Origin of the sequence: Candidatus Pelagibacter sp. HIMB1495 (assembly GCF_052047955.1) — a bacterium.
Classification (GTDB): domain Bacteria; phylum Pseudomonadota; class Alphaproteobacteria; order Pelagibacterales; family Pelagibacteraceae; genus Pelagibacter.
Map to the genome: position 1 here is coordinate 657,599 of NZ_JBNAIQ010000001.1, position 16,100 is coordinate 673,698.

Genomic DNA, 16,100 nt, shown 5'->3' on the forward strand with positions numbered 1-16,100 from the left:
TCATCTCATCAAGAATGTATAAAATTAATGAACATTAAAATAAATTACAAAAATAAAATTAAAAAAATCGATAAAAAAACAATTGTATTCTTTGTAAATGAAAATTTCGATTTAAAATATTTAAAAAATTATGTGTCTAAAAATGAGTATTTTTTTATTAATGATTTAATAAAAAACAGGGATGTAAAAAAAAAAATTATTTTTTTTGATATAAATTCTAAGAAAAAAATTGTTCTAATATCTATAGAAAAGAATTTAAAAACTTATGAAATAGAAAACCTAGGTGCTAAATTTTACGACTTAAACTTAAATTATAAATTTGATGAAATAATAATAAATTCAGATCCTTTTAATTTTAAAATTCCAAATTATATTGGATATTTTTTACATGGCTTTAAACTTAAATCCTATGTATTTGAGAAATATAAATCAAAAAAAAATAAAAAAAATATTTCAATAACTGTAACAGGAAATAATATTCCTTCTTTAAAAGATCAAATAAGATTTAGATCAATTGAAAATGGTACATTTTATACTAGAGATCTGGTGTCAGAACCCGGCAACGTATTGCATCCAGATGAATATGCAAAAAGATTAGGTTTATTAAAAAAATATGGTTTAAAAATTACTGTTTATGATCAAAAAAAATTAAAAAAATTAGGAATGAATACTTTGCTGGGAGTTGGTCAAGGAAGTATTAGAGGATCGTATTTGGTTACATTGGAATGGAAAGGATTAAAAAATAATTCAAAGCCTTTAGCATTCGTGGGTAAAGGAGTTTGTTTTGATACTGGTGGTATTTCACTTAAACCTGCGAAATTCATGGAAGACATGACTTATGATATGGCTGGTTCAGCGGTTGTTGTTGGGTTGATGAAAAGTTTAGCTCTAAGAAAAGCAAAAGTTAATGCTGTTGGTGTAGTAGGATTAGTGGAAAATATGCCAGGTGGAAATGCTCAAAGACCAGGAGATATAGTTAAATCATACAGTGGAAAAACTGTTGAAATCCTAAATACTGATGCAGAAGGTAGGTTAGTTCTTGCAGATGCACTTACTTATACTGAGGAAAAATTTAAGCCCAAATTTATAGTTGATCTAGCAACTTTGACTGGTGCAATTATTGTTTCATTAGGATCAGAGTATGCAGGTTTATTTTCAAATAATGATAAATTATCTAAGCAATTAATTGAAGCTGGTGAGAAAGTAGAGGAAAAAGTTTGGAGAATGCCTTTAAACAAAAACTTTGATATGTTAATTGAATCGAAGAATGCAGATATGCAAAATATAAATTATGAAGGTGGCGCAGGTTCAACAACAGCTGCACAATTTTTACAAAGATTTATTTTAAATAAAACACCATGGGCTCATTTAGATATTGCAGGTATGGCTTTTTCTAAATATGGAGGAGCATTAAACTCAAGTGGAGCGACTGGTTTTGGAGTGAGATTATTAAACAAACTAATAGAGGATGAATATGAGTAATATTGAACAAACTTTGTCAATTATAAAACCTGATGCAGTAGAGAGAAATCTGGAAAATGAGATAAAAGAAATATTTAAAAATAATGGTTTTTCGATTTTAAAAGAAAAGAAAATTAAAATTGAAAAATTTGAAGCTGAGAATTTTTATAAAGTTCATGAAACAAAGCCATTTTACAATGATTTATGTGAATATCTATCTTCAGGTCCGATAGTGGTAATGGTGCTTGAAAAAGAAAACGCCGTATTAGGAAATAGAGAATTGATGGGTGCAACAAATCCTAAAGATGCTAAAGATGGTACAATTAGAAAGAAATATGGTATTTCAATTGATAAAAACTCAGTTCATGGATCTGACAGTGTTGAAAATGCTAAAATTGAAATTGATTTCTTTTTTAAAGACTAAAAATTTTCAAAATAGCTTTGGGATACAATTTATGCTCTTGAACTAAAATTCTTTTACCAAGAGTATTTGGAGTGTCTTTTTTTAAAATATTAACCTTTTTTTGAAGAATTATTTTTCCAGAGTCTAATTTTGAATTTACGAAATGTACAGTACATCCTGAGTATATATCCTTATTTTCTATGGCTCTTTCATGGGTATTTAAACCTTTGTATTTTGGTAAGAGGGAAGGGTGAATATTTAAAATTTTACCTTTAAAATTTTTAATAAATTTTTTTGAAAGAATTTTCATAAATCCTGCCAAGCAAACTAATTCAATTTTATTTTTTTCAAGTTCATTAAGTATTTTTTTTTCAGCAATTTCTTTATTTTGGTAATTAATTATTTTTTTTTTAATTTTAAAAATTTCTCCATATTTCAAACCTTTAGCCAACTTATTGTTGGTAAAAATTAGGTTAATTGAAATAGGTGATTTCTTTAATTTAGAAAACTTAATAAGTGATTTTAAATTACTACCTGTTCCAGAGATAAATACTGCAGTTTTTATTTTATTTGTTCCAGTTGATAGAACCATTTAATTTTACTTTATTTTTACCAGTTATAATTTTTCCAATTACATATGGTTTATATTGTTTAGGAAAATAACTTTGAACTTTGTTCAAGTTTTTTTTATTAATAATTAAGCAAAAACCAACACCACAATTAAATGTTTTCAAAATTTCGTTTTCTGATATTCCATTTTTTTTAAGCCAATTAAATATTTTTAAAGTTTTAATTTTGTTTAAATTAATATCTGCTACCATGTTATCAGGAATAACTCTTTTGATATTATCCGCAAGTCCTCCACCTGTAATATTTGCACAACCATTAATAAGATTTTTTGAAATTATGTTGATTATTTCTTTCACATATATTTTTGTTGGTTTCAAAAGTTCTGATTTTAAAAATTTATTTTTATTTATATTAATTTTTTTTTTATTTATTAAATATCTTACAAGTGAGAACCCATTTGAATGTAATCCGCTAGATGGAATTGCTAATATTAAATTATTTTTTTTGATTTTATTTTTATTTAAGATTTTATTTTTACCAACAATACCAACAGCAAAACCAGCTATATCAAATTTACCTTTTGAATAAGTGCCAGGCATCTCTGCTGTTTCTCCACCTACAAGTTCACAATCTGATAGTTTACAGCCCTTAACTATTCCTTTAATGATCGATTTAAGTTTAATTAAATCAATCTTGTTTATTGAAATATAATCTAAAAATAGTAGAGGTTTTGCACCTTGAACAATTAAATCATTTACACTCATAGCCACGAGATCAATACCAATTGTATCAAATTTATTTAAAGTGTTAGCTATTTCAATTTTAGTTCCGACACCATCTGTACAAGCAACTATTTGAGGTTGCTTTATGTTGTTAGGGATATTCGAAATAGAACCAAAGCCCCCAATATTAGAAAACTTTTTTTTGCCCCTTTTTTTTGATGATACTGATGAAATGAAATTTACAAACTTGTCAGCAGCCTTAATGTTAACACCACTTTTTTTATAGGTAAAATTTTTATTATTCATTACAATATTATATGAGGTGTTTTTCAAAATTAATTAAACTGAAGTGTTTATATAATCTTTTTCTATTTCTTGCTTTATTAAATATTTTTTTTTCCACAGAAAATAGTGTTGCAAAAACATTTTCTATAAAAGAAATTAAAATATCATCTCCATTTAACGCTTCTTTTGATAAAAATAAGATAATAAATCGAGGTTTTGTTGAAGCATATGAAGAACTTATTTTAACTATTGTTCAAAGCAAAGATCAAAAAAAACTTCAAAATTCTTCAACCAAAGAAGTTAAAAGTTTAGTTGAAACATTTTCGATTGTTCAAGAAAGTTTTATTGATGAAATATATAATCTTACCTTGAATGTAGAATTTAATAAAAAAAGTTTTTTCGAATTATTAGAAAAAAAAAATGTTTTTCCTTCATCTATTATTCAAAAAGATTTAATTTTTTTCCCAATAGAAGTAGATGAAGAAAAAAATGAAATATTTCTTTTTTCAGAAAGTCAATTATTTAAAAATTGGAATTTTAAAAAAGAAAAATACCATCAACTAAATTACATTTTACCAAACGAAGATATCGATGATTATAACTTAATTAAAAAAAATATTAACAATTTAGAAGATTTTGATTTTAGAGAAATTTCAAAAAAATATAATTTTGAAGATTTTATTATAATGATTGTTTTTAAAAATAATCAAGAAATTCGAGTACTTAATCAAATAGTATTTAAAAAGAACCAAAATTTAAAAAATTTTAAATTTAAAAATATAAATTTAGAAAATTTACAAGATTTAAAAAAATTCATAGATAAACAGAAAACAGTTTTTGAAGATTATTGGAAATTAAAAAACATAATAAATACATCAATTAAATTGGATTTGACTATATCAGTTGATAATAGCAATATAATTAAAATTGATCAGTTTGAAGAAACACTTTCAAGTATAGAACTGGTTAATAAATTCAATATATATAAATTTGATAATAAAAAAAATATTTATAAAGTAATATTTAATGGTACCCGAGATCAGTTTTTAAATGTGATGAAAGATTATGATTATTTTTTTGAAATCAAAAATAAAATTTGGGTATTAGAATGAAATCTTTAAATCAAGAAATCTTAAAATTTGATTATGAACAAAACTTTCAAGATCAGGATTTTTATGTATCAAAATCTAATGAATTTTCATTTTTATTATTGAATAGTTGGCCTAAATGGGAAAAAAATTTTATAAATTTAATTGGTGAAAAATTTTCTGGAAAATCTCATTTAATTAATATTTTTTTACATAAATTTAAGGGTATTAAAATAAACGCAGCTGATATTAGCAATGAATATTTAAAAAAAATAAAAATTTATGAAAATATAATTATTGAAGATTTAAATAAAAATATTGATGAAAAGTTATTATTTACTTTTTTGAATAATATAGAGCAAGATAACAAATATTTAATTGTTACTTCAACCAAACCCATAGTTGATTACTCCTTTGAATTAAATGATTTAAATTCTAGAGCTAAGAATTTTATTTTATCAAAGATTGATAAACCAGAGGATGATTTATTATTTGCCCTAATATTAAAAAATCTTTCTGATCGTCAGATATCAATTGATAAGAAATTAATAGATTTCATTATAAAAAGAATAGATAGATCTTATGGCAAAATATCTGAATTCATATATAAGATCGACGAAATAAGTTTAAAAAGGAAAAAACCAATCGATTTTAAAATTATTAAAGAAGCATTAGGAGATTAATTGAGTAAATTTAGAACACATACGTGTAACGAATTAAGAAAAGAAGATGTTGATAAAAAAGTATTTCTTTCAGGCTGGATCAATAAAAAACGAGATCATGGCAACTTATTATTCATAGATTTAAGAGATAATTATGGTGTCACACAATGTATTATAGATAAGGATAACAAAAATTTCACAAACTTAGAAAAAACTCAATTAGAAACTGTAGTTAAAATCGAAGGTAAGGTTGTAGCTCGATCTGAAGATACAATTAACAAAGAAATAGGCACAGGAGAAATTGAGGTAAAAATTGATACTTACGAAGAACTAGGTTCTTGCAAAGAATTACCGATGCCAGTTTTCAGTGATCAAGAATATGCTGAGGAAATAAGGTTAAAATATAGATTTTTGGATTTAAGAAGAAAAAAAATACATGAAAATATAATCTTAAGATCAAAAGTTATTTCACACATTAGAAATGAAATGTCTAAATTAGGTTTTTTGGAATTTCAAACACCAATACTAACATCCTCAAGTCCTGAGGGTGCTAGAGATTTTTTAGTACCAAGTAGATTAAATCCAGGGAAGTTTTATGCATTACCTCAAGCCCCACAACAATTTAAACAACTAATTATGGTATCTGGGTTTGATAAGTATTTTCAAATAGCCCCTTGCTTTAGGGATGAGGATGCAAGAGCAGACAGAAGTCCAGGTGAATTTTACCAATTAGATTTAGAAATGTCTTTTGTAGAACAAGAAGATGTTTTTAACGTTGTTGAAAAATTAATGGTTAATACTTTTAAAACATTTTCGAATAAAAAATTATTAAACGATAAGTTTCCAAGAATTTCTTACAAAGAAGCAATGTTAAAATATGGAAGTGATAAACCTGATTTAAGAAATCCACTTATAATAAATGATATTACTGAAATATTTACAAGAGAAGATGTATCTTTTGAAATATTTAAAAAGTTAGTAAAATCTGGTTCAAGAGTAAGATGCATATTAACAAAAAATACTAAGGATAAACCAAGAAGCTTTTTTGATAATATAGATAAATGGGCCAAAGAACAAGGAGCATCAGGTTTGGCTTATTTTACATTTGAAAAAAATACTGAGTTATCTGGTAAAGGACCTATAGGAAAATTTTTCACTAAAGAAGCATTGCTAGAAATAATGAATTTAACTAATGCAGAAGTAGGGGACAGTATTTTTCTAGCTTGTGGCAAACAAAATGAATTAGAAAAAATAACTTCTCAGGCAAGAAATAAAATTGCAGAAGATTTAGATTTAATTGATGAAGATATTTTCGCGTTTTGCTGGGTAGTTGATTATCCAATGTTTGAAAGAGATGAAGTAACCAATAAAATTGAATTTAGTCACAATCCATTTTCTATGCCACAAGGTGATTTGACAGAAAAAGAACTTGAAAATCCTCTAGAATTATTGGCTTATCAATATGATATTGTTTGTAATGGTATTGAATTATCCTCTGGCGCCATAAGAAATCATAAACCTGAACTTATGTATAAGTTATTCTCAATTGCTGGTTATGATAAGCAGCAAGTAGATGAAAAATTTAGTGGTATGATAAATGCATTAAGTTATGGTGCTCCACCTCACGGGGGTATTGCTCCTGGTATCGATAGAATTGTTATGTTGTTAGCTAATGAAAAAAATATTAGAGAAGTAACAATGTTTCCAATGAACCAAAATGCACAGGATTTGATGATGAACGCTCCATCTGAAGTTAATCCTGAACAGTTAAAAGAATTGAACTTGTCTTTAAAAAATAAAAAATAAAATTATTTTTTACCTTTAAGACTTATTTTAACATCAGATAAATCAACTAGATTTTTTTTATAGTTATTTCTTACAAATCCTTTGCTAGTAATATCCTTAACAATTTTTAATAATTGATTTTGATCTTCATTTTCTTGATCATTCGTATCATTTCCACCAATTGCAGGAGTATGTGCAAGATCTTCTCTATTTTGGTAAGATATAGCTAACTCTCTAAAAATATAATCTAAAATAGAGGTAGCGCTCAATATTCTATCATTTCCATGTACTTTACCTGATGGTTCAAATTTTGTTCCCACAAATGCACTTATAAATTCATCTAATGGTACTCCGTATTGAAGGCCTAAAGATACTGCTATTGCAAAGTTATTCATTAATGCCTTAACTAATTCTCCTTCTTTACTTGTGTCAATAAATATTTCTCCAATTTTTCCATCTTCATATTCACCCGTATGAAGATAAACTTTATGATCTCCAATTGTAGCTTTTTGAATATAGCCTTTTCGTCTGTCAGGCATACTAAATCTTTTTCCACCTTTTTCTGAGGACTTGTTTAAGTTTTGAACTACGGTTTCTTTACTTATAGAATTTTCACTTGCACTTTTTGAAACTATTTCAATTTTTTTATTTTCAACTACTTTTTTGTTATTTGGATCTAAACTTTTAGTTTTTCTATTGTCTAATTTGACATCTAAAACTTCAAATTTACCATCGTCTCTTTTTTCTAGATTTTTAAGCTCTGTTTCATTTATGTCATCTAAGTAATGATTTACTTTAAATGTACAAGTGTAATAAGTTTCTACAAGATATTTTGCCATTTCACCTCAGTTTAAAATTAGTTTGAAAATAGATTCTTTTAATTTATATACTTATTCAAATTTTAGTCTAATTTAATTTTTACAATTTTTAATTGAAATAAAAAATAAAATAACATGTTGACACTTCTTAAAAAAATTTTCACTTGGTGGAATCAAGATACTTTTGAAACAAGATTAAAAACAATTTTTTTTGGAAAGCTTGCTGGTACAGATCAGTTTGGGAACAAATATTATGAAGATAAAAAAGGAAAAAGATGGGTAATATATTCTGATGTTATTGATGCATCAAAAATTCCAGTTGAGTGGTACTCATGGATGCATTTTACACCTAACAAAATAGAAAAAAAACATGAGCTAGAAAAATATGAATGGCAAAAACCTCATCAATCCAATTTAACTGGTACCGAAGAAGCATATTATCCAAATAAAAATAAAGATGGTGTTAAAAAAAAATATACTAGTTGGAAAGAATAGTTTTTTTCTTTACTTACTAATCTTCCTTTTTCTATTTACATCCATTTCACATTCCAATAGTCAACTTGAAGGTTCTTTTACTGAAATTAAAATTTTAGATAAAATTAGTTCTAAAAATACTTCATTAAAACTTAAAAATGGTCAATTACTAAAATTTAAAGACTTATCAATTCAGAGTTTAAAATGTAAAAATTCTGAATTTGATGATAGTCCAGAAATTACTGCTTATATACAAGTCAGAGATTTATCAAATCAAAACAATGATGAAGTTTTTGTTTTTAATGGATGGATGTTTTCTTCAAGCCCTTCAATAACTCCGTTTGATCATCCTATTTATGATGTGTGGCTAATAAAATGTTATTAAACTATAGTATCTTTATCTAGCCAGCTCACATTAAAATCTGAATTGATAAATTTTTTATGATTTAACAATTTTTTGTGAAGTGGAATAGTAGTCGTAATACCTTCAATAACAAATTCATCCAAAGATCTATTCATTCTTTGAATAGCTTCTGTTCTATTTCGTCCATGACAAATTAACTTACAAACCATACTGTCATAATATGGAGTAACTTTGTAACCTTGAAATATAGCTCCATCTACTCTTGTTCTAAATCCAGATGGCTGGTGACACATGCTTATAACTCCTGGAGAAGGTTGAAAATTTTTACTGGCATCTTCAGCGTTTATTCTGCATTCAATAGCATGACCTCTTGGATTAATATCGCTTTGCTGTAGTGCTGTTTCTTCAGAAAATGCTATCCATATTTGTTCTTTAATAATATCTACTCCTGTTACCATTTCTGTAACAGGGTGTTCTACTTGAACTCTTGTATTCATTTCTAGAAAATAAAACTTTCCATCTTCATAAATAAACTCAACTGTTCCTGCACCCATATACCCAATTTTAGAGACCATTTTTACAGTTTTTTCAAAAAGATCTTTTCTAATTTCATCATTCAAAACAGGACTTGGGGTTTCCTCAATAAGTTTTTGATGTCTTCTTTGAACAGAGCAATCTCTTTCATGCAAATGCACAACTCTGTTTTTTCCTGCGAGTATTTGAACTTCTATATGTCTTGGATTTTGAAAGAATTTCTCAATATACACTTCATCGTTACCAAAGTATTTTTGTGCCTCTGACTTAGCTGTAGAAAACAAAGTTTCAAATTCTTCCTCTTTATGTACTATTTTCATACCTTTTCCGCCACCTCCACCTGAGGCTTTAATCAGAACAGGAAAACCAATTTTTTTACAAAGGTCTTTTGCTTCATTAATATCCCTAACACCACCTTCAGATCCTTCAATAACAGGTAAACCGTTTTCTTTAGCTATTCTTTTTGCTTGAATTTTATCTCCCATCATTTCAATGTGTTTGGAAGATGCACCAATAAATTTAATTTTATTTTCCTCTAAAATTTTAGCAAAGTTAGCATTTTCAGATAAGAAGCCATATCCTGGATGAACAGCATCTGCATTAGTCAGTTCTATTGCAGACATTAATGCGGGAATATTTAAATAACTGTTTGCTGGTTGATGAGAGCCTATACAGACACTTTCATCTGCCATTCTTACATGCATGCTTTCTCTATCAACATCTGAATGGACAGCTACAGTTGCTATACCCCATTCTTTGCATGCTCTTATAATTCTAACTGCAATTTCCCCACGGTTTGCAATTAAAATTTTTTTAAACATTATTTATTCTAAAATAAGAATTGTTTGACCAAACTCAACTGGCTGACCATCTTCAACACAAATTTCTTTTACGACACCGTCATGGGTAGAAGGTACATGGTTCATTGTCTTCATTGCTTCAACAATCATTATTGTGTCACCTTTTTTAATTTTTTTACCAACTTCAACAAATTTTTTTGCTCCAGGTTCTGGTGCATGATAAGCAGTTCCAATTATTGGAGATGTAATTTCTGTTCCAGATTTAATACTTTCAGTAGATTGAGAAGTAGTAGTTAAATTTGCATTGCTTACAGATGCTGGAATAGTTTGATTGCTAATTGATACGTTATTTTTTGAAACTTTAATTTTAGTATCTTTTTCAGTAATCTCTATTTCAGTTAAATTAAACTCATCTAAATAATTACTAAGTTCTTTAATTACGTTTTTATCTATTTTCATTTTGTAAAAGCTTTTGTAATGAAATTATGGCCAAAATATATCCTTCAGTGCCTAATCCAAAAATTCCACCTGTTGCAACTCCACTAATAAGTGATTTGTGCCTAAATTCTTCTCTTTTATATATATTTGATATATGCATTTCGATTATTGGTTTCTTGAACAATTCAAGTGCATCTCTTATTGCAACTGAGGTATGTGTAAATGCAGCAGCATTTATAATCATTCCATCATATGTTTTACGTGCATCTTGAATTGTATTTACCAAATCTCCCTCCAAATTTGATTGGATAAATTCACAGTCTAGCCCAACTTCTTTTGATTTTTTTAAACAATTTTCTTTAAGTTGTTCATAGTTACCTGATCCATATTGTGATTGTTCTCTTTCACCTAATAGATTAAGATTTGGACCATTAATAATAATTATTTTATTATTCATTCAGCTTTTATATACGATGAAAAAAATAAAAATCAAAGTAAATGGTAAAAACAGATCAATTTCTGAAACATTTAAACTTTCAGATTTAATAAAACACCTTAAAATTCCTATGAAAAAAGTAGCAATTGAACTTAATGAAGAAATAATAGATAAAAAAAATGTTAATAAAATTAAATTAAAACAAAAAGACAAAATTGAGATTGTTCATTTTATAGGAGGAGGTTAGTATGAAAAAAGATAATCTCATCATTGCTAAAAAAAAATTTAAATCTAGATTAATTGTTGGTACTGGAAAGTATAAAACTATGTCTGAATGTGCCAAAGCTATCAAATTGTCAGGAGCAGAGATAGTAACTGTTGCAGTTAGAAGAGTAAATATTTCTGATAAAAACAAACCTTTGTTAATGGATTATATTGATCCAAAAAAGATTACCTATTTACCTAACACAGCGGGTTGTTTTAATTCTAAAGAAGCTCTGAGAACTTTGAGATTAGCAAGAGAAATTGGTGGGTGGAAATTAGTTAAATTAGAGGTTTTGGGAGATAGGGAAAATTTATTTCCAGATATGATTGAAACTTTAAAATCTACTGAAGTTCTTACCAAAGAAGGGTTTAAAGTTATGGTTTATTGTAACGATGATCCATTAATGGCAAAAAGATTAGAAAATGTTGGAGCTGCTGCGATAATGCCACTAGCAGCACCAATTGGTTCAGGTTTAGGAATACAAAATAAAATTAATATTCAAATAATCAGGAAACAAACAAAACTTCCATTGATAATTGATGCAGGTCTTGGACAAGCTTCAGATGCTACAATTGCAATGGAGCTGGGTTGTGATGGAGTATTGGTAAACACTGCAATCGCAAAAGCAAAAAAACCATTTGATATGGCTCTTGCATTTAAAAATGCTGTTATTGCTGGAAGACAATCATACAACTCTGGAAGAATAGATAAAACTTTAATGGGAAACCCTTCTTCTCCACTAAAAGGTATTATTTAGTTTTTTTATAATATTTCTTTTTTTTATAATTTTTTTTAATTTTTTTAACTTCTTTTTTTTGAGAAATTTTATCTTCTTTATTTTGGGCTTCTAAGTTTTTTAATTTTTCATAATGTTCAACAATCTCAATTGTTTTTTTTGATTTGTTTTGAATATTAATAAAATATTCTGGTATTATTAAAGAATTGTCGCTAATGATATCGATAGTCATTTTATTCTTTTTTTCAAAATAAGTTAAATCGTTAACAAAATTTTCTTTTAAAAAATCTGAAACTTTTTCACATACTTTTACTTCAACAAATTTTGCTTTATTAATTACAGCCTTTAGTTCAACAATTTTTAATAATTTTTGTGCAAAAGATTCATCTGTCAAAGTCACCTTCCATTTTACAGCACTCTCTCTTAATCTTTGCCTAGACATCTCTAAAAGGCCAAAATTACTTATTCTTCCAATTTGAATTCTTGCTCTGTCTGATCTACATTTTTCCTTAAGTTTTCTCTCTACTAAGCGTCGGTTTCCATAACTAAGCATATCAATAAAGTCTATAATTATTAATCCTGACAAATCTCTAATTTTTATTTGTCTTGCAATTTCTTCTGCTGCTTCAATATTAGTGTCTAACGCTGTGCTCTCAACATTTTTACCTTTAATAGAGCTACCTGAGTTAATATCAATTGATACTAGCGCTTCTGTAGGATTAATTACCAAGTATCCACCAGATTTGAGTTTAATTTCTGAATCAAAAATTTGATTTAATTTTTGCTCAATATTTTCCTCAATAAATAGTGGTATTTTTCCTCTATATTTTTTAACTTTTTTTACACTTGATGGCATCATTGTTTTCATAAATGACTGCGCTTTTTTATAGCCTTCATTTCCTTCAACAATAATTTGGTTAGTACTATCGTCGTACATATCTCTTAAAGTTCTCTTAATAATCTCGCTTTCCTGATGAATTAATGAGGGAGCTATAGAATTAATTGCATTATCTTTAATCTGTCCCCAAGTATTAACAAGAGTTGTTAAGTCACTATTGATTTCGTTTTTTGTTTTGTTGCTACCTGCTGTTCTTACAATTAAACCCATCTCTTTAGGAATTTCAATTTCATTTAAAATAGTTCTAATTTTTTTTCTATCTGCAGGATTAAATATTTTTCTAGAAATTCCACCACCTTTAGGTGTGTTTGGCATCAAGACTATATATTTTCCTGCGATTGAAATAAATGTGCTTAGTGCAGCTCCTTTTTGACCTCTCTCATCTTTTATTACTTGAACAAGAATTACTTGATTAGGTTTGATTACTTCTTGAATTTTGTATCTTTTAAATTTGAATCTTTTTTCAGGTTTTTTTTCAGTCTTTTCTTCTGTATCTGAATTTTCTTTTATCTCTACTTCCTCTTTATAATCCTCTACATCTTCAACTTTTTCCTCTATTGGATCATCTATTTCAAGTTTCCCTTCAGCAATATTTTCTTCTTCTTTTGCCTCAACTTGTTTTGAAAGTTCTTCTCTTGCTTTTTCTTCTTCTTCTTTTATTTTTTCTAGGTCCGCTTTTGGTATTTGATAGTAATCTGACTGAATATCATTAAATGATAAAAATCCATGTCTTTCTCTTCCAAAGTCAACAAAGGCTGCTTGAAGCGAAGGTTCAATCCTGCTTACCTTACCTAAATATATATTATTTTTTATTAAATTGTTTTTTAAACCTTCGTACTCGTAGTCTTCAATATTATCGCCTGATTTAAGTACAACTCTAGTTTCATTTGGATGCGATGCATCGATATATAAATTTTTTTCCATAATATGTTGATTGTTAAGTTCATTTAATTTTTATAGTAATAAATTTTGTTTAATTCTGATGCCTTATCTTTAACAAATTCCAAGATATAATGGAAACAAAATGAGTAAATTATTTAAAAATATTCTATTATTTTCCTCTACTATTTTAATATTATTAGGTATTCTAATATTTAGTATTTTATGGAAATACTCAAACGATATTCCAGATTATAAATTTCTCAAGAATTATAAGCCACCAGTCTCAAGCAAAGTTTACTCAAGAAATGGAGAATTGGTTGCAGATTTTTCAAAAGAAAAAAGAGTTTTTGTTCCATACAGCGCTATACCAAAAAATGTAATTAACTCATTTTTATCTGCAGAAGATAAAAATTTCTTTTCTCATCCTGGTGTTGATGCAAAAGGCGTTTTAAGAGCAATTATCAACAATATTTCAAATATAATGGCTTCTAAAAGATTAGAAGGTGCATCAACTATTACTCAACAAGTAGCAAAGAATTTTTTACTAACAAATGAAGTAAGTCTAAATAGAAAGATAAAAGAGGCAATATTAGCATTTAGAATTGAGAGAGCATTATCTAAAGAAAGGATATTAGAACTTTATTTAAATCAAATTTATCTTGGCAGTGGAGCCTATGGTGTAGCTGCTGCAAGTTTGGAATATTTTGATAAATCTATAAGGGAACTTAATTATTCAGAAGCTGCACTGTTGGCTGCTTTACCAAAAGCACCAAGTAAATACAATCCTTATAAAGATAAAGGTTTAGCAAAATTTAGAAGAAATTTAGTTTTAAAAAATTTATATGAAAATAACTATATTACATCTGAATGGTTAGAAAAATTAAGCAATCAAGAAATTAAATTAAAGAAAAAACAAAAAATATACTTAGAGGATGCACAATATTATATTGAAGAGGTTAGAAAGAATGTCATAGAAAGTTTGACTTATGACAAAGTTTATAAACAAGGTCTAAATATCAATACTCCAATAGATTTAGATTTACAAAAAATAGCTACTAATTCTTTAAGATCTGGATTAATTTCCTATGATCAAAGAAAAGGTTGGAGGGGGGCATTAACCAACAAACCTTACAATTCAAATTGGTACAAAGATTTAGATAAATACAAACTTGAAAAATCAATTAATTGGAAATTAGCAATTATAAAAAAATTAAACAAATTTTCAGCAATTATAGAAACTATTGATAAAGCTGATGGTGTTATTGAATATAAAGATATTTCTTGGACAAAAAAAGAGTTTAATCAATTATTAAAAATTGGCGACATAATTTACGTGAAACAAATAAAGGATAAAAAATATAGTTTACAGCAATTGCCAAAAATAAATGGAGGAATTGTTGTAATGGATCCTTATACGGGAAGAGTTTTGGCTCTTAATGGTGGTTTTAGTTTTAAAAAAAGTGAGTTTAATCGTGCAACACAAGCAAAAAGACAACCAGGTTCTGCATTTAAACCATTCGTTTATGCTCTTGCTTTAGAAAATAATTATACACCTACATCATTAGTTTTAGATGCACCTTTAGTTTTAGATCAAGGTGATGATTTAAAGTTGTGGAAACCAGAAAATTATGGAAAAAAGTTTTATGGTCCATCCACCATCAGAACTGGATTGGAGAAATCAAGAAATCTAATGACAGTTAGAATAGCTCAAGATTTAGGGTTAGGTAAAATTATCGACTATTCTAAAAAACTTTCAATTTATGAAGATCCTGAAGAACTTTTGTCAATTTCCTTAGGTTCTGCTGAAACTACCTTGTTGCAGCTTACATCTGCTTATTCTGTTTTTGTTAATGGGGGAAAACTTGTTGAACCTGTTTTGATTGACAGGATACAAGATAGTGAGGGAAACACTATTTATAATAATGATAAGAGATCTTGTGTAAATTGTGATGCAATATCCTATCTTAGTGACGATTATCCTGAGTTAAAAAATAAATATTTACAAATTTTTTCTGAAGAAACTGCATATCAAATGACATCAATTCTTGAAGGGGTAGTTCAAAGAGGAACTGCAAAAAAATTAAGAGATTTAAAATTAAATATTGCAGGAAAAACTGGAACCACAAATAATAATACAGATACTTGGTTCATTGGTTTTACATCAAACTTTTTAGTAGGTGTTTACGTAGGAATGGATAGTCCAACACCACTCGGTAAATTTGAAACAGGATCAAAAACAGCCCTTCCTATATTTAAAAATTTTATAAAAAATTCTGTTAAAAAGTCTGAGGCTAGACCATTTAAAGCTGCAAAAGATACAATTATGATGGTTGTGGATCCCTCAACAGGTCAAAAAGCTAAATTTACATCTAAAAATACAATAATTGAGGTTTTTAAAAAGAAAAATGTTGTAGATGGTAAAGTTCTTTATTCAAATTCTGATAGAATGGATATAAACAACATATTAAAGTTTTACTAA

General features: G+C 27.3%; 17 protein-coding genes. 10 read left to right on the top strand and 7 right to left on the bottom strand.

All coding sequences use genetic code 11. The annotated features are described in order from the left end of the window. Positions 1–27 precede the first annotated feature (27 nt). Complete coding sequence (locus tag ACTTAW_RS03400; RefSeq protein ID WP_440651144.1) at positions 28–1,482, top strand: leucyl aminopeptidase; 1,455 nt, start codon at positions 28–30, stop codon at positions 1,480–1,482. A gap of 1 nt (position 1,483) precedes the next feature. Next, on the top strand, positions 1,484–1,885 hold the full coding sequence (gene ndk / locus ACTTAW_RS03405) for a nucleoside-diphosphate kinase (protein WP_440651912.1): 402 nt from the start codon (positions 1,484–1,486) through the stop codon (positions 1,883–1,885). Here the strand turns inward: ndk and purN are convergent. Together purN and purM are read right to left on the bottom strand one after the other, a co-directional pair. Next, positions 1,875–2,456 carry a phosphoribosylglycinamide formyltransferase gene (gene purN / locus ACTTAW_RS03410; protein WP_440651145.1) on the bottom strand — a complete coding sequence of 194 codons (582 nt, stop codon included), beginning with the start codon at positions 2,454–2,456 and terminating at the stop codon, positions 1,875–1,877. The two genes, ndk and purN, sit on opposite strands and share 11 nt — an antisense overlap. Next, entirely contained in the window at positions 2,431–3,462 is a 1,032-nt protein-coding gene (purM, locus tag ACTTAW_RS03415; RefSeq protein WP_440651146.1) for a phosphoribosylformylglycinamidine cyclo-ligase, read from the bottom strand. The genes purN and purM overlap by 26 nt, the downstream gene beginning before the upstream one ends. Positions 3,463–3,473: 11 nt before the next feature. On the opposite strand from purM, the gene ACTTAW_RS03420 reads away from it, so the two are divergent. From ACTTAW_RS03420 to aspS, 3 genes are read left to right on the top strand one after another with little or no spacing between them, the layout of a single operon-like run. Further along, entirely contained in the window at positions 3,474–4,553 is a 1,080-nt protein-coding gene (locus ACTTAW_RS03420) for a DUF2066 domain-containing protein (RefSeq protein WP_440651147.1), read from the top strand. Continuing rightward, the gene (locus tag ACTTAW_RS03425; protein WP_440651148.1) at positions 4,550–5,212 is read left to right on the top strand and encodes a DNA replication protein; all 663 of its coding nucleotides are present in this window, start codon (positions 4,550–4,552) and stop codon (positions 5,210–5,212) included. Before ACTTAW_RS03420 ends, ACTTAW_RS03425 begins: the two co-directional genes overlap by 4 nt. After that, positions 5,213–6,997 (top strand): aspartate--tRNA ligase, encoded by a 1,785-nt coding sequence (gene aspS, locus ACTTAW_RS03430; RefSeq protein ID WP_440651149.1) that lies wholly within the window; start codon positions 5,213–5,215, stop codon positions 6,995–6,997. It abuts the gene before it with no gap. 2 nt (positions 6,998–6,999) lie between these two features. On the opposite strand, the gene ACTTAW_RS03435 is transcribed toward aspS, so the two are convergent. Continuing rightward, positions 7,000–7,815, bottom strand: a complete 816-nt coding sequence (locus tag ACTTAW_RS03435) for a TSCPD domain-containing protein (RefSeq protein ID WP_440618658.1) — start codon at positions 7,813–7,815, stop codon at positions 7,000–7,002. Between the two features lie 114 nt (positions 7,816–7,929). Here ACTTAW_RS03435 and ACTTAW_RS03440 point away from each other — a divergent pair, with 114 nt between their 5' ends. Next, on the top strand, positions 7,930–8,289 hold the full coding sequence (locus ACTTAW_RS03440; RefSeq protein WP_440651150.1) for an NADH-ubiquinone oxidoreductase subunit NDUFA12 family protein: 360 nt from the start codon (positions 7,930–7,932) through the stop codon (positions 8,287–8,289). Then, on the top strand, positions 8,252–8,653 hold the full coding sequence (locus tag ACTTAW_RS03445; protein WP_440651151.1) for a DUF2155 domain-containing protein: 402 nt from the start codon (positions 8,252–8,254) through the stop codon (positions 8,651–8,653). The genes ACTTAW_RS03440 and ACTTAW_RS03445 overlap by 38 nt, the downstream gene beginning before the upstream one ends. Here the strand turns inward: ACTTAW_RS03445 and accC are convergent. The 3 genes from accC to aroQ are packed head-to-tail and all read right to left on the bottom strand — an operon-like array spanning position 8,650 to position 10,861. Beyond that, positions 8,650–9,987 (bottom strand): acetyl-CoA carboxylase biotin carboxylase subunit, encoded by a 1,338-nt coding sequence (gene accC, locus ACTTAW_RS03450; protein WP_440648985.1) that lies wholly within the window; start codon positions 9,985–9,987, stop codon positions 8,650–8,652. The two genes, ACTTAW_RS03445 and accC, sit on opposite strands and share 4 nt — an antisense overlap. A 3-nt stretch (positions 9,988–9,990) precedes the next feature. Then, positions 9,991–10,425 carry an acetyl-CoA carboxylase biotin carboxyl carrier protein gene (locus ACTTAW_RS03455; RefSeq protein ID WP_440651152.1) on the bottom strand — a complete coding sequence of 145 codons (435 nt, stop codon included), beginning with the start codon at positions 10,423–10,425 and terminating at the stop codon, positions 9,991–9,993. Beyond that, positions 10,412–10,861, bottom strand: a complete 450-nt coding sequence (gene aroQ / locus ACTTAW_RS03460; protein WP_440651153.1) for a type II 3-dehydroquinate dehydratase — start codon at positions 10,859–10,861, stop codon at positions 10,412–10,414. Before aroQ ends, ACTTAW_RS03455 begins: the two co-directional genes overlap by 14 nt. Before the next feature lie 16 nt (positions 10,862–10,877). Between aroQ and thiS the strand changes: the two genes are divergently transcribed. Next, the gene (gene thiS, locus ACTTAW_RS03465; protein WP_440651154.1) at positions 10,878–11,087 is read left to right on the top strand and encodes a sulfur carrier protein ThiS; all 210 of its coding nucleotides are present in this window, start codon (positions 10,878–10,880) and stop codon (positions 11,085–11,087) included. A gap of 1 nt (position 11,088) precedes the next feature. Then, positions 11,089–11,862 carry a thiazole synthase gene (locus tag ACTTAW_RS03470; protein ID WP_440651155.1) on the top strand — a complete coding sequence of 258 codons (774 nt, stop codon included), beginning with the start codon at positions 11,089–11,091 and terminating at the stop codon, positions 11,860–11,862. On the opposite strand, the gene ACTTAW_RS03475 is transcribed toward ACTTAW_RS03470, so the two are convergent. Then, positions 11,855–13,663, bottom strand: a complete 1,809-nt coding sequence (locus ACTTAW_RS03475; RefSeq protein ID WP_440651156.1) for an Rne/Rng family ribonuclease — start codon at positions 13,661–13,663, stop codon at positions 11,855–11,857. The two genes, ACTTAW_RS03470 and ACTTAW_RS03475, sit on opposite strands and share 8 nt — an antisense overlap. Positions 13,664–13,763: 100 nt before the next feature. On the opposite strand from ACTTAW_RS03475, the gene ACTTAW_RS03480 reads away from it, so the two are divergent. After that, positions 13,764–16,100 carry a penicillin-binding protein 1A gene (locus ACTTAW_RS03480; protein WP_440651157.1) on the top strand — a complete coding sequence of 779 codons (2,337 nt, stop codon included), beginning with the start codon at positions 13,764–13,766 and terminating at the stop codon, positions 16,098–16,100.

Excerpts from the sequence above, each read along its gene's own strand:
- ACTTAW_RS03400 (WP_440651144.1), top strand. The coding sequence starts at position 28 with ATGAACATTAAAATAAATTACAAAAATAAAATTAAAAAAATCGATAAA.
- purN (WP_440651145.1), bottom strand. The coding sequence starts at position 2,456 with ATGGTTCTATCAACTGGAACAAATAAAATAAAAACTGCAGTATTTATC.
- purM (WP_440651146.1), bottom strand. The coding sequence starts at position 3,462 with ATGAATAATAAAAATTTTACCTATAAAAAAAGTGGTGTTAACATTAAG.
- ACTTAW_RS03420 (WP_440651147.1), top strand. The coding sequence starts at position 3,474 with ATGAGGTGTTTTTCAAAATTAATTAAACTGAAGTGTTTATATAATCTT.
- ACTTAW_RS03425 (WP_440651148.1), top strand. The coding sequence starts at position 4,550 with ATGAAATCTTTAAATCAAGAAATCTTAAAATTTGATTATGAACAAAAC.
- ACTTAW_RS03435 (WP_440618658.1), bottom strand. The coding sequence starts at position 7,815 with ATGGCAAAATATCTTGTAGAAACTTATTACACTTGTACATTTAAAGTA.
- ACTTAW_RS03440 (WP_440651150.1), top strand. The coding sequence starts at position 7,930 with ATGTTGACACTTCTTAAAAAAATTTTCACTTGGTGGAATCAAGATACT.
- ACTTAW_RS03445 (WP_440651151.1), top strand. The coding sequence starts at position 8,252 with ATGGTGTTAAAAAAAAATATACTAGTTGGAAAGAATAGTTTTTTTCTT.
- accC (WP_440648985.1), bottom strand. The coding sequence starts at position 9,987 with ATGTTTAAAAAAATTTTAATTGCAAACCGTGGGGAAATTGCAGTTAGA.
- ACTTAW_RS03455 (WP_440651152.1), bottom strand. The coding sequence starts at position 10,425 with ATGAAAATAGATAAAAACGTAATTAAAGAACTTAGTAATTATTTAGAT.
- aroQ (WP_440651153.1), bottom strand. The coding sequence starts at position 10,861 with ATGAATAATAAAATAATTATTATTAATGGTCCAAATCTTAATCTATTA.
- thiS (WP_440651154.1), top strand. The coding sequence starts at position 10,878 with ATGAAAAAAATAAAAATCAAAGTAAATGGTAAAAACAGATCAATTTCT.
- ACTTAW_RS03470 (WP_440651155.1), top strand. The coding sequence starts at position 11,089 with ATGAAAAAAGATAATCTCATCATTGCTAAAAAAAAATTTAAATCTAGA.
- ACTTAW_RS03475 (WP_440651156.1), bottom strand. The coding sequence starts at position 13,663 with ATGGAAAAAAATTTATATATCGATGCATCGCATCCAAATGAAACTAGA.
- ACTTAW_RS03480 (WP_440651157.1), top strand. The coding sequence starts at position 13,764 with ATGAGTAAATTATTTAAAAATATTCTATTATTTTCCTCTACTATTTTA.